This window comes from Haloprofundus salinisoli (assembly GCF_020097815.1).
In the GTDB taxonomy this organism is placed as follows: domain Archaea; phylum Halobacteriota; class Halobacteria; order Halobacteriales; family Haloferacaceae; genus Haloprofundus; species Haloprofundus salinisoli.
Genome location: NZ_CP083663.1, coordinates 159,832 through 179,593, shown reverse-complemented (window position 1 = coordinate 179,593; position 19,762 = coordinate 159,832). Strand labels below are relative to the sequence as shown.

Annotated in this window: 21 protein-coding genes; 13 read left to right on the top strand and 8 right to left on the bottom strand. The window is 67.4% G+C overall.

The window, feature by feature from the left end:
* The first annotated feature begins 30 nt into the window (after window positions 1-30).
* Complete coding sequence (locus LAQ73_RS00960) at window positions 31-243, top strand: hypothetical protein (RefSeq protein ID WP_224269393.1); 213 nt, start codon at window positions 31-33, stop codon at window positions 241-243.
* A gap of 20 nt (window positions 244-263) precedes the next feature.
* Here the strand turns inward: LAQ73_RS00960 and LAQ73_RS00955 are convergent, their stop codons facing one another.
* The 4 genes from LAQ73_RS00955 to LAQ73_RS00940 form a co-directional block, all read right to left on the bottom strand.
* The gene (locus tag LAQ73_RS00955) at window positions 264-404 is read right to left on the bottom strand and encodes a DUF7989 family protein (RefSeq protein ID WP_224269392.1); all 141 of its coding nucleotides are present in this window, start codon (window positions 402-404) and stop codon (window positions 264-266) included.
* Window positions 405-661: 257 nt separating this feature from the next.
* Window positions 662-1,246 (bottom strand): flavin reductase family protein, encoded by a 585-nt coding sequence (locus LAQ73_RS00950; RefSeq protein ID WP_224269391.1) that lies wholly within the window; start codon window positions 1,244-1,246, stop codon window positions 662-664.
* The gene (locus LAQ73_RS00945; protein ID WP_224269390.1) at window positions 1,247-1,732 is read right to left on the bottom strand and encodes a VOC family protein; all 486 of its coding nucleotides are present in this window, start codon (window positions 1,730-1,732) and stop codon (window positions 1,247-1,249) included.
* Window positions 1,733-1,796: 64 nt separating this feature from the next.
* Window positions 1,797-2,216, bottom strand: a complete 420-nt coding sequence (locus LAQ73_RS00940; protein WP_425601137.1) for a DoxX family protein — start codon at window positions 2,214-2,216, stop codon at window positions 1,797-1,799.
* Window positions 2,217-2,368: 152 nt separating this feature from the next.
* Here LAQ73_RS00940 and LAQ73_RS00935 point away from each other — a divergent pair, with 152 nt between their 5' ends.
* From LAQ73_RS00935 to LAQ73_RS00925, 3 genes are all read left to right on the top strand, one after another.
* The gene (locus LAQ73_RS00935) at window positions 2,369-2,734 is read left to right on the top strand and encodes a winged helix-turn-helix transcriptional regulator (RefSeq protein ID WP_224269388.1); all 366 of its coding nucleotides are present in this window, start codon (window positions 2,369-2,371) and stop codon (window positions 2,732-2,734) included.
* Window positions 2,735-3,185: 451 nt separating this feature from the next.
* Entirely contained in the window at window positions 3,186-3,617 is a 432-nt protein-coding gene (locus LAQ73_RS00930) for a DUF7960 family protein (RefSeq protein WP_224269387.1), read from the top strand.
* Between the two features lie 128 nt (window positions 3,618-3,745).
* Window positions 3,746-4,303, top strand: coding sequence for a response regulator (locus tag LAQ73_RS00925; RefSeq protein ID WP_224269386.1), 558 nt, complete (start codon window positions 3,746-3,748; stop codon window positions 4,301-4,303).
* Window positions 4,304-4,400: 97 nt separating this feature from the next.
* Here LAQ73_RS00925 and LAQ73_RS00920 read toward each other — a convergent pair whose 3' ends face one another.
* On the bottom strand, window positions 4,401-5,363 hold the full coding sequence (locus LAQ73_RS00920) for a sensor histidine kinase (RefSeq protein WP_224269385.1): 963 nt from the start codon (window positions 5,361-5,363) through the stop codon (window positions 4,401-4,403).
* A gap of 256 nt (window positions 5,364-5,619) precedes the next feature.
* Here LAQ73_RS00920 and LAQ73_RS00915 point away from each other — a divergent pair, with 256 nt between their 5' ends.
* From LAQ73_RS00915 to LAQ73_RS00900, 4 genes are all read left to right on the top strand, one after another.
* Window positions 5,620-7,152: a COG1361 S-layer family protein gene (locus LAQ73_RS00915; RefSeq protein ID WP_224269384.1), complete on the top strand. Its 1,533-nt coding sequence runs from the start codon at window positions 5,620-5,622 to the stop codon at window positions 7,150-7,152.
* Between the two features lie 2 nt (window positions 7,153-7,154).
* Window positions 7,155-9,695, top strand: a complete 2,541-nt coding sequence (locus LAQ73_RS00910; protein ID WP_224269383.1) for an efflux RND transporter permease subunit — start codon at window positions 7,155-7,157, stop codon at window positions 9,693-9,695.
* Complete coding sequence (locus LAQ73_RS00905) at window positions 9,692-10,480, top strand: TrmB family transcriptional regulator (protein WP_224269382.1); 789 nt, start codon at window positions 9,692-9,694, stop codon at window positions 10,478-10,480. Before LAQ73_RS00910 ends, LAQ73_RS00905 begins: the two co-directional genes overlap by 4 nt.
* A gap of 236 nt (window positions 10,481-10,716) precedes the next feature.
* Window positions 10,717-11,622, top strand: coding sequence for a DMT family transporter (locus LAQ73_RS00900; protein WP_224269381.1), 906 nt, complete (start codon window positions 10,717-10,719; stop codon window positions 11,620-11,622).
* Between the two features lie 106 nt (window positions 11,623-11,728).
* Here the strand turns inward: LAQ73_RS00900 and LAQ73_RS00895 are convergent, their stop codons facing one another.
* The 3 genes from LAQ73_RS00895 to LAQ73_RS00885 form a co-directional block, all read right to left on the bottom strand.
* Window positions 11,729-11,938, bottom strand: coding sequence for a DUF8132 family protein (locus LAQ73_RS00895; RefSeq protein WP_224269380.1), 210 nt, complete (start codon window positions 11,936-11,938; stop codon window positions 11,729-11,731).
* A gap of 120 nt (window positions 11,939-12,058) precedes the next feature.
* Window positions 12,059-12,553 carry an SRPBCC domain-containing protein gene (locus tag LAQ73_RS00890; protein ID WP_224269379.1) on the bottom strand — a complete coding sequence of 165 codons (495 nt, stop codon included), beginning with the start codon at window positions 12,551-12,553 and terminating at the stop codon, window positions 12,059-12,061.
* Window positions 12,554-12,643: 90 nt separating this feature from the next.
* Entirely contained in the window at window positions 12,644-12,940 is a 297-nt protein-coding gene (locus LAQ73_RS00885; protein ID WP_224269378.1) for an acylphosphatase, read from the bottom strand.
* Window positions 12,941-13,032: 92 nt separating this feature from the next.
* Here LAQ73_RS00885 and LAQ73_RS00880 point away from each other — a divergent pair, with 92 nt between their 5' ends.
* The 5 genes from LAQ73_RS00880 to LAQ73_RS00860 all read left to right on the top strand — a co-directional run bounded on the left by LAQ73_RS00880 (window position 13,033) and on the right by LAQ73_RS00860 (window position 19,753).
* A complete protein-coding gene (locus LAQ73_RS00880; RefSeq protein WP_224269377.1) occupies window positions 13,033-14,397 on the top strand; it encodes a phosphohexomutase domain-containing protein in 1,365 nt (454 codons plus the stop codon).
* Window positions 14,398-14,490: 93 nt separating this feature from the next.
* A complete protein-coding gene (locus LAQ73_RS00875; protein WP_345778389.1) occupies window positions 14,491-15,636 on the top strand; it encodes a BMP family lipoprotein in 1,146 nt (381 codons plus the stop codon).
* An 88-nt stretch (window positions 15,637-15,724) separates the two neighbouring features.
* Window positions 15,725-17,377: an ABC transporter ATP-binding protein gene (locus LAQ73_RS00870; RefSeq protein ID WP_224269376.1), complete on the top strand. Its 1,653-nt coding sequence runs from the start codon at window positions 15,725-15,727 to the stop codon at window positions 17,375-17,377.
* Entirely contained in the window at window positions 17,374-18,696 is a 1,323-nt protein-coding gene (locus LAQ73_RS00865; protein ID WP_224269375.1) for an ABC transporter permease, read from the top strand. The genes LAQ73_RS00870 and LAQ73_RS00865 overlap by 4 nt, the downstream gene beginning before the upstream one ends.
* On the top strand, window positions 18,689-19,753 hold the full coding sequence (locus LAQ73_RS00860) for an ABC transporter permease (RefSeq protein ID WP_224269374.1): 1,065 nt from the start codon (window positions 18,689-18,691) through the stop codon (window positions 19,751-19,753). The genes LAQ73_RS00865 and LAQ73_RS00860 overlap by 8 nt, the downstream gene beginning before the upstream one ends.
* Window positions 19,754-19,762: the final 9 nt, after the last annotated feature.

The window sequence follows — 19,762 nt, the reverse complement described above, 5'->3', positions numbered from 1 at the left end:
TTACTACGTGGAGCGTCGTTGGTACTCGGTGTGGCATACGGTGACGAACTGGCACCGCGTTCGACGCTTCTGATTACGGGAGCGATAGCGTTCGTCTGTTTCGTGTCGGCGGCGCTGCTCACGTTTCTCGGGCCGGGGTTACTCGGGACGACGGCGCTCGTCGGCGTGTTCGTCGTGCTCGGCGTCGCGATCTTCGTCGGCGGCGTCGCTGGTGCGGTGTATCTCGTCGTGTTCGAGGAGTGAGAACGATCGGCCGAACGCGGTTACTCGTCGTCGCGGTCCGAGTCGTCTCGCGTACCGCCGCGTCGCCAGACGTTGTCCGCAGAGACGCCGTTCGGCGCGGTGTGGCTCACGTCTTTCATCGTTCGTTTCTCTCCGTCTCGTGCGTTGGTGCTCCGTGACATCTTGGACCACGCTACCCAGCGGCCCTTCTTAACACTTTCAGGGAGGGAGTAATAACACTCAATACCACACTTACATCCTTATATCGAACGTCGGCCCGGCTCTACTCGTCGCCTCTCGGTCGACGACTCGTCGCCAGTCGCATCGCCGACGCTCCGGCCGACCGAACGTGGGACGTGCTGGTCGAGAGCCGATACTGGTCAGAGAGGGAACTGAGCGTCTCGTCGTCGAGTGGCGTCTCACGCGGGGGGTACGCGGCTCACGGCGGCCGTTCGAGCGAGAACCGCTCGTCGGTCGTCGCGTACTGACTGCCCGAGAGACGTCCCACGGCGTCGAGTTTCGTCACGTCCATCTTCCCGTCGGTGAGCAGCTCGTCGGCGACGTGGGCGTGGACGACTTCGCCGAGAACCATCGTCGACCGCCCGACCTCGTGGGCGTCGTAGAGGCGGCACTCGAAGGCCACTTTCGCGTCGGCGACGCGGGCGGCGTCGATAGTCGTCGCCTCCACCGTCTCCAACTTCGCGTGATCGAACTCGCTCTCGCCGTGTTCGAGCGTCGCACTCGTCGCGTTCATCGCTTCCGCGAGGTCGCGGGTGACGACGTGGACGACGAACTCCTCGGTGGCGAGGACGTTCTTCGTCGTGTCTTTCCTGTCGTCGCCGACGCCGACCGGCGAGAACATCACGACCGGCGGGTCGGGCGTGACGACGTTGAAGAAACTGTACGGCGCGAGGTTGTCGACACCCTCCTCGTTGCGACTGCTCACCCACGCGATGGGGCGCGGGACGACCGACCCCGCGAGCAGTCGATACGGAGAGCCGAAGGCGTCGGGAGCGCCCTCCATTCAGTTGTCCCCGTAGCCCTTCTCGAACGGGTCGATTTCGCCGCTACCCGGCTCTTCCTCGTCGTAGGCGAAGCCCGGACCCATCGTGGCGAGCTCGAAGACGAGACCGTCGGGGTCGGTGAAGTAGATGCTCTCGAAGTACGTCCGGTTTTTCACCTGCGAGACGCGTACCCCGTGGTCGATGAGATGTTCGCGCCACTGTTCTATGGTCTCTCTGTCCTCGACGCCGAAGGCGAAGTGGTGGCTCGCTCCCGGACCGGGCACCCCGCGGGAGTCGGGATACTCGAAGTAGGTGACGTTCGTTCCCGGTTCGCCCTCGGGCGTCGAGGAGAAGTAGTAGTGCGGCGTCCCCGGGTCGTCGTAGTTCTGGGTCATCTTCACCGTGTGCCAGCCGAGGACGTCCTCGTAGAACGCCTTGGTCTCCTCTATGTCGGTGCAGATGTTCGTCACGTGGTGCAGTCCAGTGGTCGGTGGTGCGTCGGTCATGGATGAATCGTTAGTGCGAAGATCGGTTAATCGTGTTGGCAGCTCGCGGTCGTTCGCGGTCGTCTCAGAGCGCGTACGGCCACGCTCCGGCCGCGCCGAGCGCGAGGAACGCGAGCGCGCCGCCGAGCATGGCGACGTTCTTCAGGAAGTTTATCATCTCACTCTGCTGCTGGCCTTCGGGGGCGTCCCAGAAGTCGTGCATCAGCGGCGTCGTCACCAACAGAAACACGACGAGCGCGCCCGCCGAAAGCGTCGGGAGCACTCCGAGCGCGATGCCGATGCCGCCGAACAACAGCATCCCACCGGTTAACGGCACGGCGAGTCCCGGTGCCGGGACGCCTTTTGCCTGTGCGTAGCCGACCATCTGGTCGCTGTCGAGGAAGTGATTCAGACCGTTGAACGCGAGCACGCCCCCGAAGAGCACGCGACCGACGAGGAACGCGAACCCCGCCGCGGGGCCGTCGAAGGCGACGGCGCTCTGCAGCAGCGTCATCGCGTTACCCCTGCGTGTCCGTCGCGTCGGAAGTCAGTCGTCGGTTCTGCTATCGTCGTGAAACGTAGTATCGTCACGTTACCTGGTATTCGATACGAACCTATTTATCCGTTCGCGGACATAGACGTGACCAGGTAACACCGATGTCATCCAAACCCGACACCGAGAAGCCGCTGGCGGTCTGTCCGGTCATCGACTCGCTCGAACAGATCGGTTCACAGTGGCGACTCATCGTGCTGCACGACCTCCAGGACGGCGAAAAGCGGTTCAACGAACTGAAGCGCTCGACGGACGCGAGTTCGCGCACGCTCTCGCGCGTGCTCGACGACCTCCGCGAGATGGGGTTCGTCGACCGGCGACTGGAGGAGGACGCGCCGGTGGCGACGTACTACAGCCTCACGCCGAAGGGACAGTCACTCTGCCCCGTGTTCGAGGAGATCGAGTCGTGGGCTGACGAGTGGCTGGCCGCCGACGCCGAATCGCCGGTCGAGTCGCCGCTGCAGCGGTGACGGTTCGGCACAGCCGCAGAAAAACCGGACGGCGATGACCGTCGTCGGCGTCGAGGCCGTTCCGTTGGGTCGGTCGCCGAGCGCGACGGTGAGACCGTCGTCGTCGTTCATGAGGAGTTTCGTTCGGTCGTCGACGCGACGGCCAGCGAGGCAACGCGGATTCTGGTCGACAGCTCCGAGATCCTAATTGGGTGAATGTATCGCTATTGTGGATATGAGTGTAGAACAGCAACTACATTAGAGAATATAACCACATACGGATACTGAAATCACGATTGGGCAAAAGATTATTAACGCGTCGGTGAGTTCACCGAAACGGCGCGAAAGTCCTGTGCCAACCGTGTGAGTCATCGACCAGTGCTATCGCGTCGGCGCAAACGCCGACGCGGCCTCTCGCGCCCCCGTCCCGTTTTCTCGACACGTCCAAACTCACTCGGTCCTAACCGGAGGTATGTACACGGGCAAGACCGAGAAACCGTGTTGTCTCTGCGGTGAAAGAGCGACCGTCGCCCGACTCGACCTGCCGCCGCGAGCGGTGACGCTGATGCGCAACAGCGGCCCCATCGCGTGGCGCGACATCGTCGGCGAGGTGTCGATTCACTTCTGCGCCTCCGATTGGGAGACGGTCACCGACCTCGTGTCGAATCTCGGGATGAGCCCCCTCTCGCGCTGCAACGTCGCCTACGCGTCGTTCGACCTCCGCGAGGATTTCGAGGCGTTGCTGAGCGCGACTCGCGACGAACCCGACCAGACCGAGACCGAACGACGGCTCCTCGCAAAGAGTGACCGCGTGCTGACCGACGACGACGCCGAGAGTCGGGCGGTCGTCGAGGCGAAAGTCGTTCGCTGGGCGCTCGAAGACCTCGGTGTCGCTCCCTCCTGACGCCCGGTCCGTCTCTCGGCGCGGGTGTCCGCTCGGCGTCTGACGATATTGTCAGTACCGACGACTGTGATTCATTACCGAAATATTAACAGCCTGGAAAGAAAATAGTGCACAAAGAGAGGTGCACCATGGACCACACCGTACTCGTCGTCGACGATGACCCGGACATCGCGCACGGCCACGCCGCGCGCCTGCGAGACCGATATCGCGTGCTGACCGCTACTAGCGGCGCGGAGGCGCTCGAACTCGCCTTCGACGCCGACGCCGTGTTGCTCGACCGCCGGATGCCGGGGATGTCGGGCGACGAGGTGCTCGCCGCGCTGTACGAGCGGGAGAACCCGCCGCAGGTGGCGATGGTCACCGCCGTCGACCCCACCACCGACGTCGCGGAGATGCCGTTCGACGAGTACCTCACCAAACCCGTCCGCCGCGACGACCTCTTCGCGGTCGTCGAGAGCCTGCTGGCCCGCGCGACGTACGACTCGCAGTTGCAGGAGTTCTTCGCCGTCGCCTCGAAAGTCGCGCTGTTGGAGACCGAACACGACGCCCGGCGGCTCGAATCCGACTCGAACTACCGACTGCTGAAGCGTCGCCTCGACACGCTCCGCCGGCAGACGACCGACCAGCTAGAGGAACTGGGCTCCGAAAGTTACGCCGTCGCCATCGGTCCGGGCGACGCCTCGTAGTCGTAACAGGAGTCGTCGTTTCCTCCTCGCCTCCGTTCGTTCTCGCCGCTCGCCGCGTTCGCTCGGCGTTCCTTCTCTTCGAACCTTTCTGCTCTCGTCACTCGGTCCGTACGTCGAGCGTCGCCCCGCCGTCGTTGTAGGCGGTGACGGTCCAGCCGTGGGCGTCGGCGATGCGGGCGACGATACCCAGACCCGCGCCCGAACCGTTGCCGGTGGTGTGACCCCACTCGAACAGCCGGGCGTCCTCGGGGAAGCCGGGGCCGTCGTCGCCGACGGTGAACCCCCGCGGCGTCGTCTCGACGCGGACCACTACGTCCCGGCCGCCGTGGCGGACGGCGTTTCTGAACACGTTCTCGAAGAATAGCACCAGGAGGAGCGGGTCCGCCTCCAGCGGGCGGTCGGCCTCGACGGCGAGGTCCGCGTCGGACGCCTCGACGCGCTCCCAGGCGTCGGCCGCGACGGCGTCGAGTTCGACCGTCTCCGGCGCGGCGGTCCCGCGGCCGACCGCTTCGGCTTCGTCGGCCAGCCGTCGGAGGCGCGAGAGCACCCGGTCGAGCCGTACCGCCTGGTCGTCGTCGGTCACCGACTCCGCCGCGAAGTCGAGTTTCATCAACTGGTTTCCGAGTTCGTGGCCGAGCGTCGACCCGTACGCGCCGACGGAGTCGGGGGTCGTCGACGCGGGAACGTCGTCTGCGGCCGAGTCGAGCAACGCCCGGCGGACCCGCGTCGTCGCGTGCGTCGCGTCCGCCGGAACCTGTTCGACCGCCGGCGGAAGCGCGGCCGTCTCGTCGCTCACGTACAGGCCGGGGGCGGTCGTTCGCCTGCGCGCGAGCGAGAATAACTCCGCCGGCGGCGTCAGAAACGAGTCGCCGGCGACGACGACGAAACAGTCGACGGGTCCGTCGTCGAGCGCCGAAAGCGCCGACGGCGCCTCGGTGACGTGCGTGGCCGTGATGGCGGCGTCGCGGAGCGTCTCCACGAACCCGTCGGCGAACTCGCCGTGGCCGAGGACGACGACCCGACGTCGGTCGGCCCCGGTCTGTGCGAGCGGCACTGTCATCTACCGTGACGTTACGCTCAGAGGATATATTTCTTGTCACTCTGTCGAACCAAATCGTGGAGTCCCGAAACTCTCCGACGGCGGCGAGGTCGAAACCGACCGCGGCGCGAACCCGAGAGTAGTTTGTAGAAATTTACAACAACTTATGTATTCCCGATGTGTACCGTCGGAGTGATGCCAGTCGACCGTTCCGTGTCGACACCGACCGACCCGCCCGGCACCGGTCGACCATCGCCGTCCGGGCACCCCTCTACACATGCGAAGAAAGGCACTCAGCGTACTTCTCGTCCTCGCACTGCTCACGACGCCGTCGACGGTGTCGGCCATCGAAGACCCGCGGTTCGAGGTGTACGTCCCCGAACCGACGCTCACACCCGGCGAACAGTCGACGCTCGGAGTCCAACTCGTCAACGACGCCGAAGACGTCGACGAACAGGTCCGAAACGCCCGTAACGTCCAGGCGACGCTCCGGTCCGGCGGAACTCCGATTACGGTTCGGTCCGGCGCGCGCCTCGTCGGCACGATGCAGGACGGACAGCCGGCGAATCTGGAGTTCCAGATCGGCGTCCCTAACGACATCGAGTCGGGGACGTACGACCTGGCGCTTGACCTGACCTACGAGTACGACAGCGACGAGCGAACGACCGAGACCGTCGACGTGACGGTCCGCGTCGACGACCGCGCGCGCTTCGTCGTCACCGACGTCGAGACGGACGCGCCCGCCGGCGGCAGCGGGACGATGAACGTCACGATGCGGAACGTCGGCGAGAGCGTCGCCCGCAACGCCTCCGTCGCCGTCCAGACGACGAACGCCGACGTTCGCTTCGGCGAGAGCGAGTCGGCGAGTCGGTTCGTCCAGCGGTGGGAGCCCGGCGAGACCCGGACGCTGCAGTACGACGTAACCGTCGCCGGAAACGCGAACCCGGGGGCGTACACGATGCGTGCGACCACCTCCTACGAGAACGGAAACGGCGAGAGAGCCGAGACCGCCCCCGTCTCCTTCGGTGTGACCCCGCTCGCCGAACAGACGTTCGAGTTGGAGAACGTCGAGGGGTCGCTGTACGTCGGCAAGGAGGGCTCGCTGTCGGGCGAACTCGTCAACACCGGCGAGACGGCCGCTCGCAACGTCGTCCTCGTCTTCGAGAGTCAGAACGCGAACGTGAACCCCGTCGAGACGGAGTACGCCCTCGGCACGCTCGAACCGGGCGAACGCGCGGCGTTCGACTTCTCGACGGAGGTGACCGACAACGCCGCCGCCGGTCCGCGGCAGTTCTCGCTGGAGGCGAAGTACCGAACCGCCGACGGCACCCAGCGCACGAGCGACCCGCTCGACGTGCAGGTCGACATCGGCGAACGGCGCGACGAGTTCGACCTCCGAGGCGTCAACGCGACCTTCGCGGCGGGCGAGAGCGGTGAACTCGTCGTCGAACTGACGAACAACCGCGACGAACCGCTCCGTCAGGTGTCGGCGAAGATATTCCCCGAGTCGCCCATCAGCACCGACAGCAGCGAGGCGTACGTCGACGAGCTCGCGCCGGGCGAGAGCGCCGAGCTCGTCTTCGGCGTCAGCGTCGGCGGCGACGCGCTGGCGAAGACGTACCCGGTGCAGATGGACTTCCGGTACGAGGACGCCTCCGGCAACGAACGGATTTCGGACACCTACCGACTGCCCGTCGGGGTGACGAACGACGAGGGCGGTACCGTCTCGCTGACGCTCGTCGGCGTCGGAGCCATCGCCCTCGTCGGCGTCGGCGCGGTACTGTACCGCCGACGCACCGGCGGCCTCTGAGCATGGCGCTGGACCACCAGCGCGCCATCGACTGGGTGGACGAGCGCATCGTCGAGCGGTCGGGGCGGGTCGTCGTGCTGTTTCTCGTCTTGACGCTCGTCTTCACCGCCGGTCTCGGCAACGTCTCGACGGAGTCGGGCACCGAGCAGTTCGCAGAAGACATCCCCGCGAATCAGGCGCTCGAAGACATCAACCGCGAGTTCGGCGCGTCGTTCGAGAGCGAACCGGGCTCGACGCAGTTGATTCAGCGCGGCCAGAACGTGCTGGCGAAGCCGGCGCTGTTGGAGATGTTGCGCACGCAGGAGGCGCTCGAAGACCGGACCGACCTCCGCGTGTCGTCGACGAGCAGCGCCGCGAGCGTCGTCGCGCAGACGCTCGACCCCGAGGCGAGGACGCTCGACGCGCAGATAACCGCCGTCGAGCGGGCGTCACCGAGCGAAATCGGGGCGGCGGTCAGAGAGAACGCGAACAACCCCGGCTTCACCGGGACGCTGAGCAACGACTTCAACCGCCGGTCGGCGTCCGCGTCGGCGACCATCGGCGTCGTCCAACACGACGTCCCCGGCTACGAGTCGTCGTCGGCCGGCCAGGGCGGGACGAGTCCGCTCACCCCGATTCAAAAGCAGGCGCAGCGCGTCGTCCAGACGACGAGCGACGACATCACCGTCTTCGGCAGCGGCGTCACCGCCGACGAGTTCAGCTCGGTCATCTCCGACTCGCTTCTCATCGTCACGCCCGCGGCGGTCATCTTCATCGTGTTCTTCCTCGTCGTCGCCTACCGCGACCTCGTCGACCTGCTCTTAGGGGGGTTGTCGCTTCTCATGGCCATCGTCTGGACGTTCGGCTTCCTCGGCCTCGCCGGCATCCCGTTCAGCCAGATGATGATCGCGGTGCCGCCGCTGCTGCTCGCGGTCGGCATCGACTTCGGTATCCACGCCATCAACCGCTACCGCGAGGACAGAGCCGACGGTCACGACATCGACGGCGCGATGCGACTGGCGACCGACCAACTGCTCGTCGCCTTTTTCATCGTCACCGGAACGACGGTCATCGGCTTCCTCTCGAACCTCGTGTCGGATCTCGCGCCGATACGGGACTTCGGCGTCGTCGCCGCCGTCGGCATCGTGTTCACGTTTCTCATCTTCGGCGTCTTTCTCCCGGCGGCGAAGGTGTGGATCGACCGCCGCCGCGAGGACTGGCCGATTCCGACGTTCAGCGAGACGCCGCTGGGCGCGGAGGGGTCGCGCTTCGGCGAGGCGCTCCGCGGTGGCGTCGTCGTCGCCGGGAACGCCCCCGCGCTGTTCCTGCTCGCCGTCGTGCTCTTGAGCGCCGGCGCGGGCGCGTACGCGACAGGCGTCGACACGAGTTTCTCGCAGGAGGACTTCCTCCCGCCGGAGGAGACGCCCGACTACCTCGACGCGCTTCCCGAACCGTTCGCGCCGTCGGAGTACTCCGTCGTGGCGACGCTGAACTTCCTCGAAGAGAAGTTCGAGACGACGCAGGGCGGCAGCGCGACCGTTTACTGGGAGACGAACATGGAGCGGGACACGGCGCTCGAAGAGATTCACCGCGCCGGCGACGACCCGCCGGACTCGTTCGTACGGTCGGGCGGCCGCGCCGACGCCGAGAGTCTCGTGACGGTCGTCCGGTCGCAAGCCGACCGCGACCCCGAGTTTCGGGCCGTGGTCGACCGCAACGACGCCGACGGCAACGGCGTTCCCGACCGGAACCTCGACGACGTGTACGACGCGCTGCTGAACACGCCGGCGAGCGCCGAGGCCCAGGAGTACCTCTCGGACGACCGTCGGAGCACCCGCGTCACCTACTCGACGGAGGCCAGCGCCAGTCAGACCGCGGTCACCGAAGACGCCCGGGCCGTCGCCGAGAGGTTCCGCGGCGACAGCGCCGTCGCCACCGGCAACACGGTCGTGTTCAAGGCGGTGTCGGACCTCATCCTCCAGTCGGCGATCTCGAGTCTCGCCTTCGCGCTCGGTTCGACGGTGGTGTTTCTCGTCTTCGTCTACTGGGTCGTCGAGGGCTACCCGTCGCTGGGGGTCGTCAACACCGTCCCCATCGGCGTCGCCGTCGCGCTTATCGCGGGGACGATGCGCCTCCTCGGTATCTCGTTCAACGCGTTCACGGCGACGATTCTCGCCATCACCATCGGCCTCGGCATCGACTACTCGGTCCACGTCGTCCACCGGTTCGTCGACGAGCGTCGGACGCACTCGCTCTTCACGGCGCTCGACCGGACCGTCCGCGGGACGGGCGGTGCGCTCGCGGGGAGCATGCTCACGACGACGTTCGGCATCGGCGTGCTCGTGCTCTCGGTGCTGAACGTGCTCGGACAGTTCGGCGTGCTGACCGCGCTCAGCATCGCGTACTCCTTCTTCGTCTCGCTGCTCGTGCTCCCGTCGGTGCTCGTGCTCTGGGACCGGTATCAGGGCCACGACCCCGCAGTCCCCATCGGCCGCGGAGCGAGTCGTCCGGATCGGCCAAAAACGAAACAGCCGAAAGGGCGAGCGACGAGGGTGGAACGATGACCGACGACAGGCCCGACGAACGCGACATCGAAGAGGCGCTCGAACGCCTCGGCCTCTCGAACTACGAGGCACGGGTCTTCGTCGCGCTGCACCGACTCGGCACCGGCACGGCCAAAGATATCCACGACCTCGCGGGCGTCCCGCGCTCGCAGGTGTACGGCGCGGCAGAGGACCTCGAAGAACGGGGGCTCGTCGAGCTCCAGCAGTCGACGCCGAAGCGGTATCGCCCGGTCGGCTTGGAGGCGGCGAAGGAACTGTTGACCGCTCGCCTCGAACGCGAACGGGACCGCGCCTTCGACGCGCTCGCGGAACTCCGAAGCGAGGAGCACGGCGAGGAGACCCGCGACGACGTCTGGACCGTCCGCGGCCGCAAACCCATCGACGACCGGACTGTCGACCTGATCCGTCGCGCTGAAAGTCGGGTCGTCTTCGGTGCGGACTCCGTCGACTTGCTCGGCGACGCCGTCGTGGCCGCGCTTCGAGAACGCGTCGCCGCCGGCGTGGACGTACACGTCGTCAGCGCCAGCGCCGCCGTCCGCGAGCGGTTCGACGGCGACGAGGGCGTCGACGTCGCCGCCCCGCCGGCGGACGCGCCCGGCGACTTCACCGGCAGAGTCGTCTTGGCCGACGACGACATCTTCCTGCTCTCGGTCCTCTACGAGGGCGACGGCTCGACCCCGCCCGAGGAGACGGCCATCTGGAGCGCCGGAACCGCGATGGCGGCGGTGCTGACCCGTGCGGCCGGAAACGGTATCGACGCGCTCATCGGCAGAAACGGGCCGTAGGTCCCGAAACGGCCCCTCCGCCGCCGCCTCGTTCGAGACGTGTTCGCTCGTCATTCTGTCCGAAAACCAAACGTTTCTGGTCGTCGGCGACGACGTACCGGCCGTGATGGACGACGACGATGCGAGTACCGACTTCGGCCGAGAACGAGCTCCCGTGACGGAGACGCGCGAACGGGGAGAGGGTAGCCACCGCGCTGACGCGCGCCACCAGCTCCGCGGAGCCGCCCTCGCCTGAGGTGTTCCGAACCCGCTCCGGCGCACGGGGGTACGCCTTCGCGCTCGCACCGCTGTCGGCGGCGGCGCTCTGGGGCGGCATGTACGTCGTCTCGAAGTGGACGTTCGCGGCGATACCGCCGATAACGCTCGGCTTTCTGCGCGTCGCCCTCGGCGCGCTCGTGCTGCTCGCCGTCACGAAGAGCCGAGGCGTCCACGTCCAGCGCGGCGATTACGGGAGATTCGTCGTCCTCGGCGGCTGGGTGGCGCTCACTATCGTCACGCAGTTCGTCGGCACCGAACTGACGAACGCGAGCCAGGGGTCGCTTCTCACCGTCCTCACCCCGGTTTTCACCGTCGTCCTCGGCGTCGCCGTGCTGGACGAACGATTGACGGCGAAGAAAATCGGCGGCATGGCGCTGGCCGTCGCCGGGACGCTTCTGGTCGTCGCCGGACAGTACCGCCTCGCGGGCCTCGCCGCCGGGAACCTCGCGGGACTGGCCGCGCTCGTCGCCGCGAGCGTCGCGTGGGCGGGCTACACCGTCTGGGGCGTGCCGGTCGTCCGTCGCTACTCGGCGCTGACGGCGGCGACGTACGCGACGATCGCCGCGACGCCGATGCTGGCCGTGCTCTCGCTGGCGGAGCTCGCCACCGCCGGCGTTCCCGCGGCGGTCAGTGTGCCGTCGCTCCCGACGCTCGCGGCGGTGGTGTACCTCGGCGTCGCGGCGACGGCGGCGGCGTGGTACCTGTGGTACAAGGGTCTGGAGTACGTCGGTGCCGGCACCGTCGCCGTCTTCTTCTTCGCGCAACCGGTCGTCGGCGCGGCGCTCGGAGCGGCGCTGCTGGGCGAACCGGTCGGCCCGACGTTTCTCGTCGGCGGTCTCGTGATGGCCGCCGGCGTCGTCGCCGTGAGCACGGCCCGCGCCTGAGCCGACCGGACCCCGGTTTTCGAATGCTCGACCGGAAGAACGCTCCTCGACGACGAGTTCGGGATTTTCTGTGCGTCGCCGGTGGCGAAAGCAACCCAGACGCGACTCAGAACAGGACGGTGCGCGCCAGTTTCGACCCGCCGAACGCGAGGACGATGATGGCGGCGATGAACCCGCCGGTGGCGACGAGAAGCGAGAGCGGTTCAAGCGTCGGCCCGCCGAAGAACGGCCCCCGGACGATGAGAAAGCCGGTCGAGAGGGTAGCGACGAGCCCGACGACGGTCAGAACCGTCCACGGAATCGCGGCGACTCTCACGAGCGACCTCCGACGAGTTGCGGACGGAGGTGTGCGCGTCGGTGCGTCACCGACGACCGTGCAGAGTACATTAGCACGGGACTCACACGGATGAAATAAGAATGTTGCCCTCGGTCAGGGTCACGCCGCCGCGGTCGACGCAGCGCCGCCAGTACGGCCGTCGTTCGCGGCCACGCTCTCGGCCCAAATCGACTCCGCACGGGTTTTGAGCGCCTCGTTCACGCCGCGGAAGTTCGCCTCGGTGTCGGTGCCGATGCGCCGCAGAACCGGTCCCGCGAGAAGACCCGAGAAGGACTCCGACTGGACGAGGCGAGAGCGCTTCTCGTCGAGGGGTTCGACCGCGAACCGGTGTTCGCCGTCGAAGAGACCGCGGACGTAGAGGTGTCCGAGCCACCAGAGTTCGCGGTTCGGGTCGGCGCGGAGCACGCGCGGGCGGAACGTCGGCGCGCGCCCGGTTTCCGGGCCGGGCGAGACGCGGAGACGCGTCCCTTCCTCGGCACGGCCGGAGACGACGGTGTAGGGGTTCCACTCGGGGTACGCTTCGAAGTCGGTGAGGACGCGCCAGACGGTTTCGGCGGGCGCGTCGATGTCGATGGACGTGGAGATGTCGTTCACGAGATACTGGATGGGCGGCCGAGGAGATAGCCTTCGCGTGACAGCGAATCGCCGACCCTGACCGCCGGAGGCGACGGAACACGGCGACCGTTAGCGTCGGACTTCGAAGCCGTCGAGATCCTCCGGGTCTTCGTACTCCACCTCCACGTCGTCGACCTCCGCGTCGGGACTGCCGGTCTCGCACCACTCGACCATCGACTCGACGGCGTCGGGCACCCCCTCGAAGACGGCTTCGACGCGGCCGTCGTCGAGGTTGCGAACCCAGCCGTCGACGCCCTGTTCGCGCGCCGTATCTCGGGTGTTCGCCCGGTAGAAGACGCCCTGGACGCGGCCGGTGACGAAGACGTGAGCACGGACTCGGTCGGATTCGGACGGTGTCTCGCTCATGGGGGACGTTCGAAGTCGACCGGCAAAATAGGTCGGGCCACAAGCGCGGTCGAATCGGGACCATCTAAGTACACCGCGCGAGATTTCCGCGTATGGAACTGTTCGGAACTGCCGGAATCAGGGGGAGCGCGACCGAACGCGTGACGCCCGAACTCGCTCTCGCCGTCGGCCGTGCGGTCGGTCGCGACGGCGCGGAGGTCGTTGTCGCCCGCGACGGCCGGGTGACCGGACCGGGGCTCGCTGCCGCCGTCGAGGCGGGACTGCTCTCCGCCGGCGCTGACGTTCGTCGCGCCGGAATGCTGCCGACACCCGCGCTCGCGTTCGCCTCGCGGGGCCGACGCGGCGTGATTCTCACCGCCTCGCACAACCCGCCGACCGACAACGGCATCAAGGTGTTCGACAGCGGCGTCGAGTACGACCGGGCGGCCGAGCAGGCGGTCGAAGAGCGTGTCGCCGCCGACGAGCCATCGGCCGCGTGGGACGACTGGGGCGACAGCGGAGACGAGACGGTGCTCTCCGCGTATCGCCGCGCAGTCACCGACTACGCCCGCGGCCGCGGCGCGCCGCTCTCCGGCCTCCGCGTCGCCGTCGACTGCGGGAACGGGATGGCCGGTCTCGCCACCCCGCAGGTGCTTCGCTCGCTCGGCGCGGAGGTCATCACGCTCAACGGGAACGTCGACGGGCACTTCCCCGGCCGCGAGAGCAAGCCGACGGCCGAGTCGCTTCGGGACCTTCGGAGGTTCGTCGCCGACGCCGGCGACGACGGAGAGCCGTTCGCCTTCGGCATCGGTCACGACGGCGACGCCGACCGAGTCGTCCTCGTCACCCCCGACGGCGAGGTGATTCACGAAGACACCGTCGTGGCGATTCTCGCCGAACACTACGTCCGCAGCGTCGACACCGACGACCCCGTCGTCGTCACGACGCCCAACGCCTCCGCGCGCATCGACGAACGCGTCCGCGAGGCCGGTGGCCGCGTCGAGCGCGTCCGTCTCGGGGCGCTGCACGAGGGCATCGCGGCCGCAGAGAACGCGGGCGGAACCGTCGTCTTCGCCGCCGAACCGTGGAAACACATCCACACTCAGTTCGGCGGGTGGATAGACGGCATCGCCTCCGCCGCGGTCGTCAGCCGTCTCGTCGCCGACGTCGGCCTCGACGCCCTGTGCGACCCCGTCACCGAACGCCCCTACCGGAAGGTGAGCGTCGACTGCCCCGACGTGGCCAAACGCGAGGCGATGGCCACGCTCGAACGGACGCTTCCCGACGCCTTCCCGGAGGCGAGCGTCGAGACCGAGTACGGGGTCAGACTGGAGTTCCCCGACAGCTCGTGGCTGCTCGTCCGGCCGAGCGGCACCGAACCGTACGTCCGCCTCTACGTCGAGAGCGACGACGTGGACTCGCTCGTCGCCGACGCCGGTGCCGTCGTCGAAAACGCCGTGGAGACATCGAAGAACTGACCCTCCGACGGGCGATTAGACGCTCTTGGGCGCCGTCCGGCGCAAACGACGCCTTTATGCCTATTTCGCTGCCACCTTCGCCCAGACGTAACCATGAATGTGGATAGGCGGACACTCCTGAAAGCGACAGGCGCGGCGGGTATCGCGGGACTGGCCGGCTGTACCGGCGGTCCGACCGACGACGGCGGCGACACCGACAACCAGAGCAGCGGCGGCGACGGCGGCTCGGGTAACGAGTCGACCGACGGCGGCGCGGAGGCCTCCGGCAGCGCCGACGTGAGCGTCGGGATGGTGTACGCGACGGGCGGCCTCGGCGACGGGTCGTTCAACGACCAGGCGCAGACGGGCGTCCAGCAGGCGGCCGACGAGTTCGGCGCCACTCACGACAACGTCCAGCCGAGCGAAGTGACGGAGTTCAAGACGTATCAGCAGCAGTTCGCCCAGAGCGGCGAACACGACCTCATCTGCTGTATCGGCTACCTGCAGGCGGAGGCGCTCGCGGAGAACGCCCCCGACTACCCCGAGCAGAACTTCATGATCGTCGACAGCGTCGTCGAAGAGCCGAACGTCGCAAGCTACGTGTTCGGCGAAGAGGAGGGGTCGTTCCTCGTCGGTCAGATGGCCGGCCTCCTCACCCAGCAGGAGTTCAGCGCCGGCGGCGGCGAGACGAACCCCGACCAGACGTCGGTCGGTTTCGTCGGCGGCGTCGAGGGCGACCTCATCGGCAAGTTCGAGGCGGGATACCGCGCGGGCGTCGCCGAGGTCAGCCAGGACATCGACGTTCAGGTCAGCTACGTCGGCAACTTCAACGACACCCAGGCGGGTAACGAGGCGGCGACGGCGATGTACAACGACGGCGTCGACATCGTCTACCACGCCGCCGGCAACGCCGGAACGGGCGTCTTCCAGGCCGCACAGGAGGCCGGCAAGTTCGCCATCGGCGTCGACCAGGACCAGTCGCTCACGAAATCCGGCTACGCGGATGTCATCCTCGCGAGCATGGTCAAGCGCGTCGACACGGCCGTGTACACCTCCATCGAGAGCGTCGTCAACGCCGAGTTCGAAGGTGGCAACGTCACCACGCTCGGCCTCGAACAGGAGGGCGTCGCAGCCGTCTACGGCGACCAACTCGGCGGCGACATCCCCGACGACGTCAAATCAACCGTCGACGAGACGCGACAGTCCATCATCGACGGCGACATCTCGGTGCCGGTCGACCCCTCGGAACTGAACCTGTAACTCGGTCCGCCGGGGACCGAGAACGGTCCGTCAGTTGAACCATCCGCGAAACCACGCTCTTAAGCACACACTCAACAAGCCACAACCAATGGAACCGGCCGTCCATCTCGACGGAATCACCAAACGTTTCCCCGGCGTCGTCGCCAACGACGACGTCGACTTACGCGTCGAGCGGGGGTCGGTGCACGCGCTCCTCGGCGAGAACGGCGCGGGGAAGACGACGTTGATGAACGTCCTCTACGGACTGTACGAACCGACCGAGGGCGACGTCTACGTCGACGGCGACGGACTCGAAACCGGAGACGAGACGACTCACCGCTACGTACAGCCACCCAGACGCTTCGACTCGCCGGGCGACGCCATCGACGCCGGCGTCGGGATGATTCACCAGCACTTCATGCTGGTCGATCCGATGACGGTCACTGAGAACATCACCCTCGGCAACGAACCGCGAAAGTGGGGCGGGTTGGCCGTCGACAGCACCCGCGCCCGAAGCGAGGTGGTCGACCTCTGCGACCGCTACGGCTTCGACGTCGACCCCGACGCGACCATCGCCGAGGTCAGCGTCGGCGTCCAACAGCGCGTCGAGATCCTGAAAGCGCTCTACCGCGGCGCGGACGTCCTCATCCTCGACGAACCGACGGCCGTGCTCACGCCGCAGGAGGTCGAGGACCTCTTCGCCGTCCTCGAGGAGCTCACCGCCCAGGGCAAGACAATCGTCTTCATCACCCACAAGCTGGGCGAGGCGATGCACGCCGCCGACGCCATCACCGTCCTCCGCGACGGCAAGAACGTCGGCACCGTCGCCGCCGAGAGCGTGACCCGCGAGCGGCTCGCGGAGATGATGGTCGGCCGCGAGGTGCTGGAGACGGTCGAGAAGCCGCACGTCGAACGCGGGGAACCGGTGCTCGCCGTCGACGACCTCTCCGCCGAGGACGAACGCGGCGTCGAAGCGGTTTCGGACGTCTCCTTCTCGGTCCACGAGGGAGAAGTGTTCGGCATCGCGGGCGTCGACGGGAACGGACAGTCGGAGCTCATCGAGGCCGTCACCGGCCTCCGAACGCCGACCGCGGGCACCGTCTCCTTCGGGCGCGACGACATCACGGCGTGGCCGCGCCAGCGCCGCATCGACGAGGGGATGGCCTACATCCCCGAGGACCGCCACGAGCGCGGTCTCGTGATGGAGTTCGACCTCACCGAGAACGGCCTCCTCGGGAGCCAACACACGCCGCCGTTCGCCGAGAACGGCCGCATCGAGTGGGACCGCGCGCGGACCCACGCTCAGGACATCATCGAGGAGTACGACGTCCGCCCGCCGAACCGCGACGCGAGAGCGGCCTCGTTCTCGGGCGGCAACCAGCAGAAGTTCATCGTCGGCCGCGAGTTCGAGCGCGACCCCTCGCTCGTCGTCGCCACCCACCCGACCCGCGGCGTCGACATCGGGTCGACGGAGTTCATCCACGACCGACTGCTCGACCTGCGCTCGGACGGGAAGGCAATCCTGCTGGTCTCCTCGAAACTCGAAGAGGTACAGGGGCTCTCCGACCGCCTCGCGGTGATGCACGACGGCGAACTCATGGACGTCGTCGACCCCGGGACGGTGACGGAGGAGGAGATCGGCCTGCTGATGGCGGGCGAACAGCTACCCGAGGAGTCGACGGCGACGAGTCTCCGCGACGACGCCGGTGGGCGGACCCCCGCCGACGACACGGGCGTCACCGCGGGAGGTGAGAGCCAGTGAGCGCCGGCGACTGGCGCGCGCGCGGTCGGAGCGCGCTCGAACGGCTCGTCCGCGCCTCGGCGTTCGAGCGGGTGCTCATCAGCACCGCCGCGCTCGTGCTCTCGATGTTCGTCGGCGTGCTCATCATCCTCGCCGCCGGCCGGATGACGACGTGCGCGACGGCGGCGACGACGTTCTTCGGCGTCGGCTTCTGTTACGACCCCTTCGCCGTCTACGACAGCCTCTTTCTGGGCGCGCTCGGCAACCCCATCAACCCGCTGTTCCAACCGCTGCAGGGGCAACTCGCGCCTCCGTTCCGCAGAGGGTGGACGCCGCTGAACGGGCAGATGGCGGTCACGCTCCGGGAGACGACGATTCTCATCTTCACCGGCCTCGGCGTCGCGCTCGCGTTCCGCGCGGGCATCTTCAACATCGGGATGCAGGGCCAGCTAGTCGTCGGCGCGCTGGCGACGGCGCTCACCGTGCTGTGGGCATCCCCGCTGGTCTCGGGCTTTCTCGGCACGCTCGTGCTCGTCCCGTTCGGGCTCGTCGTCGGCGCGCTCGCGGGCGGCCTCTTCGCCGCGATTCCGGGGGCGTTGAAGGCGTACGCCGACGCCAACGAGGTCATCACGACCATCATGCTGAACTTCGTGGCGACGAGCGTCGCGCTCTTCTTGGTAGCGAACCCGTTCAAAGACCCCGAGAGCCCGGCCAACGAGACGGTCGGTCTGCCCGACTACGCCACCATCCCGCCGATTCTGTACGAACCGCGCGACGACTTCTCGCTCGTCGCGCTCGGCGTCGCGCTCGCGCTCGTCGGCGCGGCGTACTACCTGCTCGAACACACGTCGTTCGGATACGACATTCGAACGAGCGGGATTCAGCCCGAAGCCGCCGAGTACGGCGGCGTCGACGCCGCGCGAACCATCGTCTCCAGCATGACGCTGTCGGGCGCTATCGGCGGCGTCGGCGGCGCGATGTACGTGCTCATGATTCTCGGCAACTACCAGACCGGCGTTCCGGCGTACGGCTTCGACGGCATCACCGTCTCGATTCTGGCGGGTAACAACCCGCTCGGCGTCGGCTTCGCCGCTCTCCTGTTCGGCATCCTGAAGAGCGGCTCTATCATCGTCGACGTGAGCACTGACGTGCCGCCGCAGCTCGTCGGCGTGCTCCGGGGGCTCATCATCCTCTTCGTGGCGATGCCGGAGTTCTTCCGACTCGTCGGACAGAAGTTCGTCGTCGACACGAGCGACGAGAAGGCCGTGGCGACGGATGGGGGAACCGAGATGGACGCCGACGACTCGGCCGCGGCGCTCGGAGGTGAGACCGATGAGTAACGCGACGTTCAGTCGCGGTTCGGAGCTCTCGACGCGCCGACTCGCGGGCATCGTCGCGCTCGTCGCCGCCGCCGTCTTCGTGCTGTGGGGACTCGTCGCGCCCGGTTCGACGCCGGGTCGCATCCTCCGCGTGATGTTCACCAAGAGCGCGTTGTCGGCGACGCTTCGGCTCTCGGTGCCCATCGCCTTCGCGGCGCTGGGCGGCATCTTCGCCGAGAAGAGCGGCGTCATCAACATCGGCCTGGAAGGGCTGCTCATCATCTCGGCGTTCGTCGGCGTCTACGCGACGGACGTGACGGGCGACATCTGGCTCGGCCTGTTCGTCGGCGTCGTCGCCAGCATCCTCCTGGCGGCGCTGTTCGCCGTCGTCTGCATCGAGTTCCGCGCCGACCAGATCATCGCCGGTCTCGCGGTGTGGCTCATCGCGCTCGGTCTCGCGCCGTTCGCCTCGCAGGTCATCTACGGCGGGCCGAACACCGCCAGCGTCCAGACGTTCGGCACCATCACGGTGCCCGGCCTCGCTGCCGTCCCGTTCTTCGGTGCGCTGTTCGACGCGACGCCGATGGTCTACTTGATGTTTGTCGCCACCGCGGCGTCGTGGTACACGCTGAATAGAACGTCGTTCGGTCGGTGGGTCATCGCCAGCGGCGAGAACCCGAAGGCGCTCGACACCGCGGGCGTCGACGTGAACCGCGTCCGCTACGCGGCGGTGCTCATCTCGGGACTGCTCGCGGGTCTCGGCGGCGCGGCGCTGTCGCTCAGTCTCGGCCAGTTCGTCGGCAACGGCCAGACGATGGTCAACGGAAAAGGGTTCATCGCCATCGTCGCCTACCTGTTCGGCAACTACAACCCCGTCGGGGCGCTGCTGTCGACGTTCCTCTTCGCCGGACTGGACGCGCTGCAGCTGCGTCTACAGGCGGCGGCTATCATCGCCGTCCCGCAGTCGCTCGTCCGGACGATTCCGTACGTCGCGGTCATCGTCGTGCTCGCGCTGTTCGGGAAGACCCGACTGCCGGAGGCGGCGGGCGAGCACTACGAGTCCGGCGAGAACCGGTAGTCGACGTCG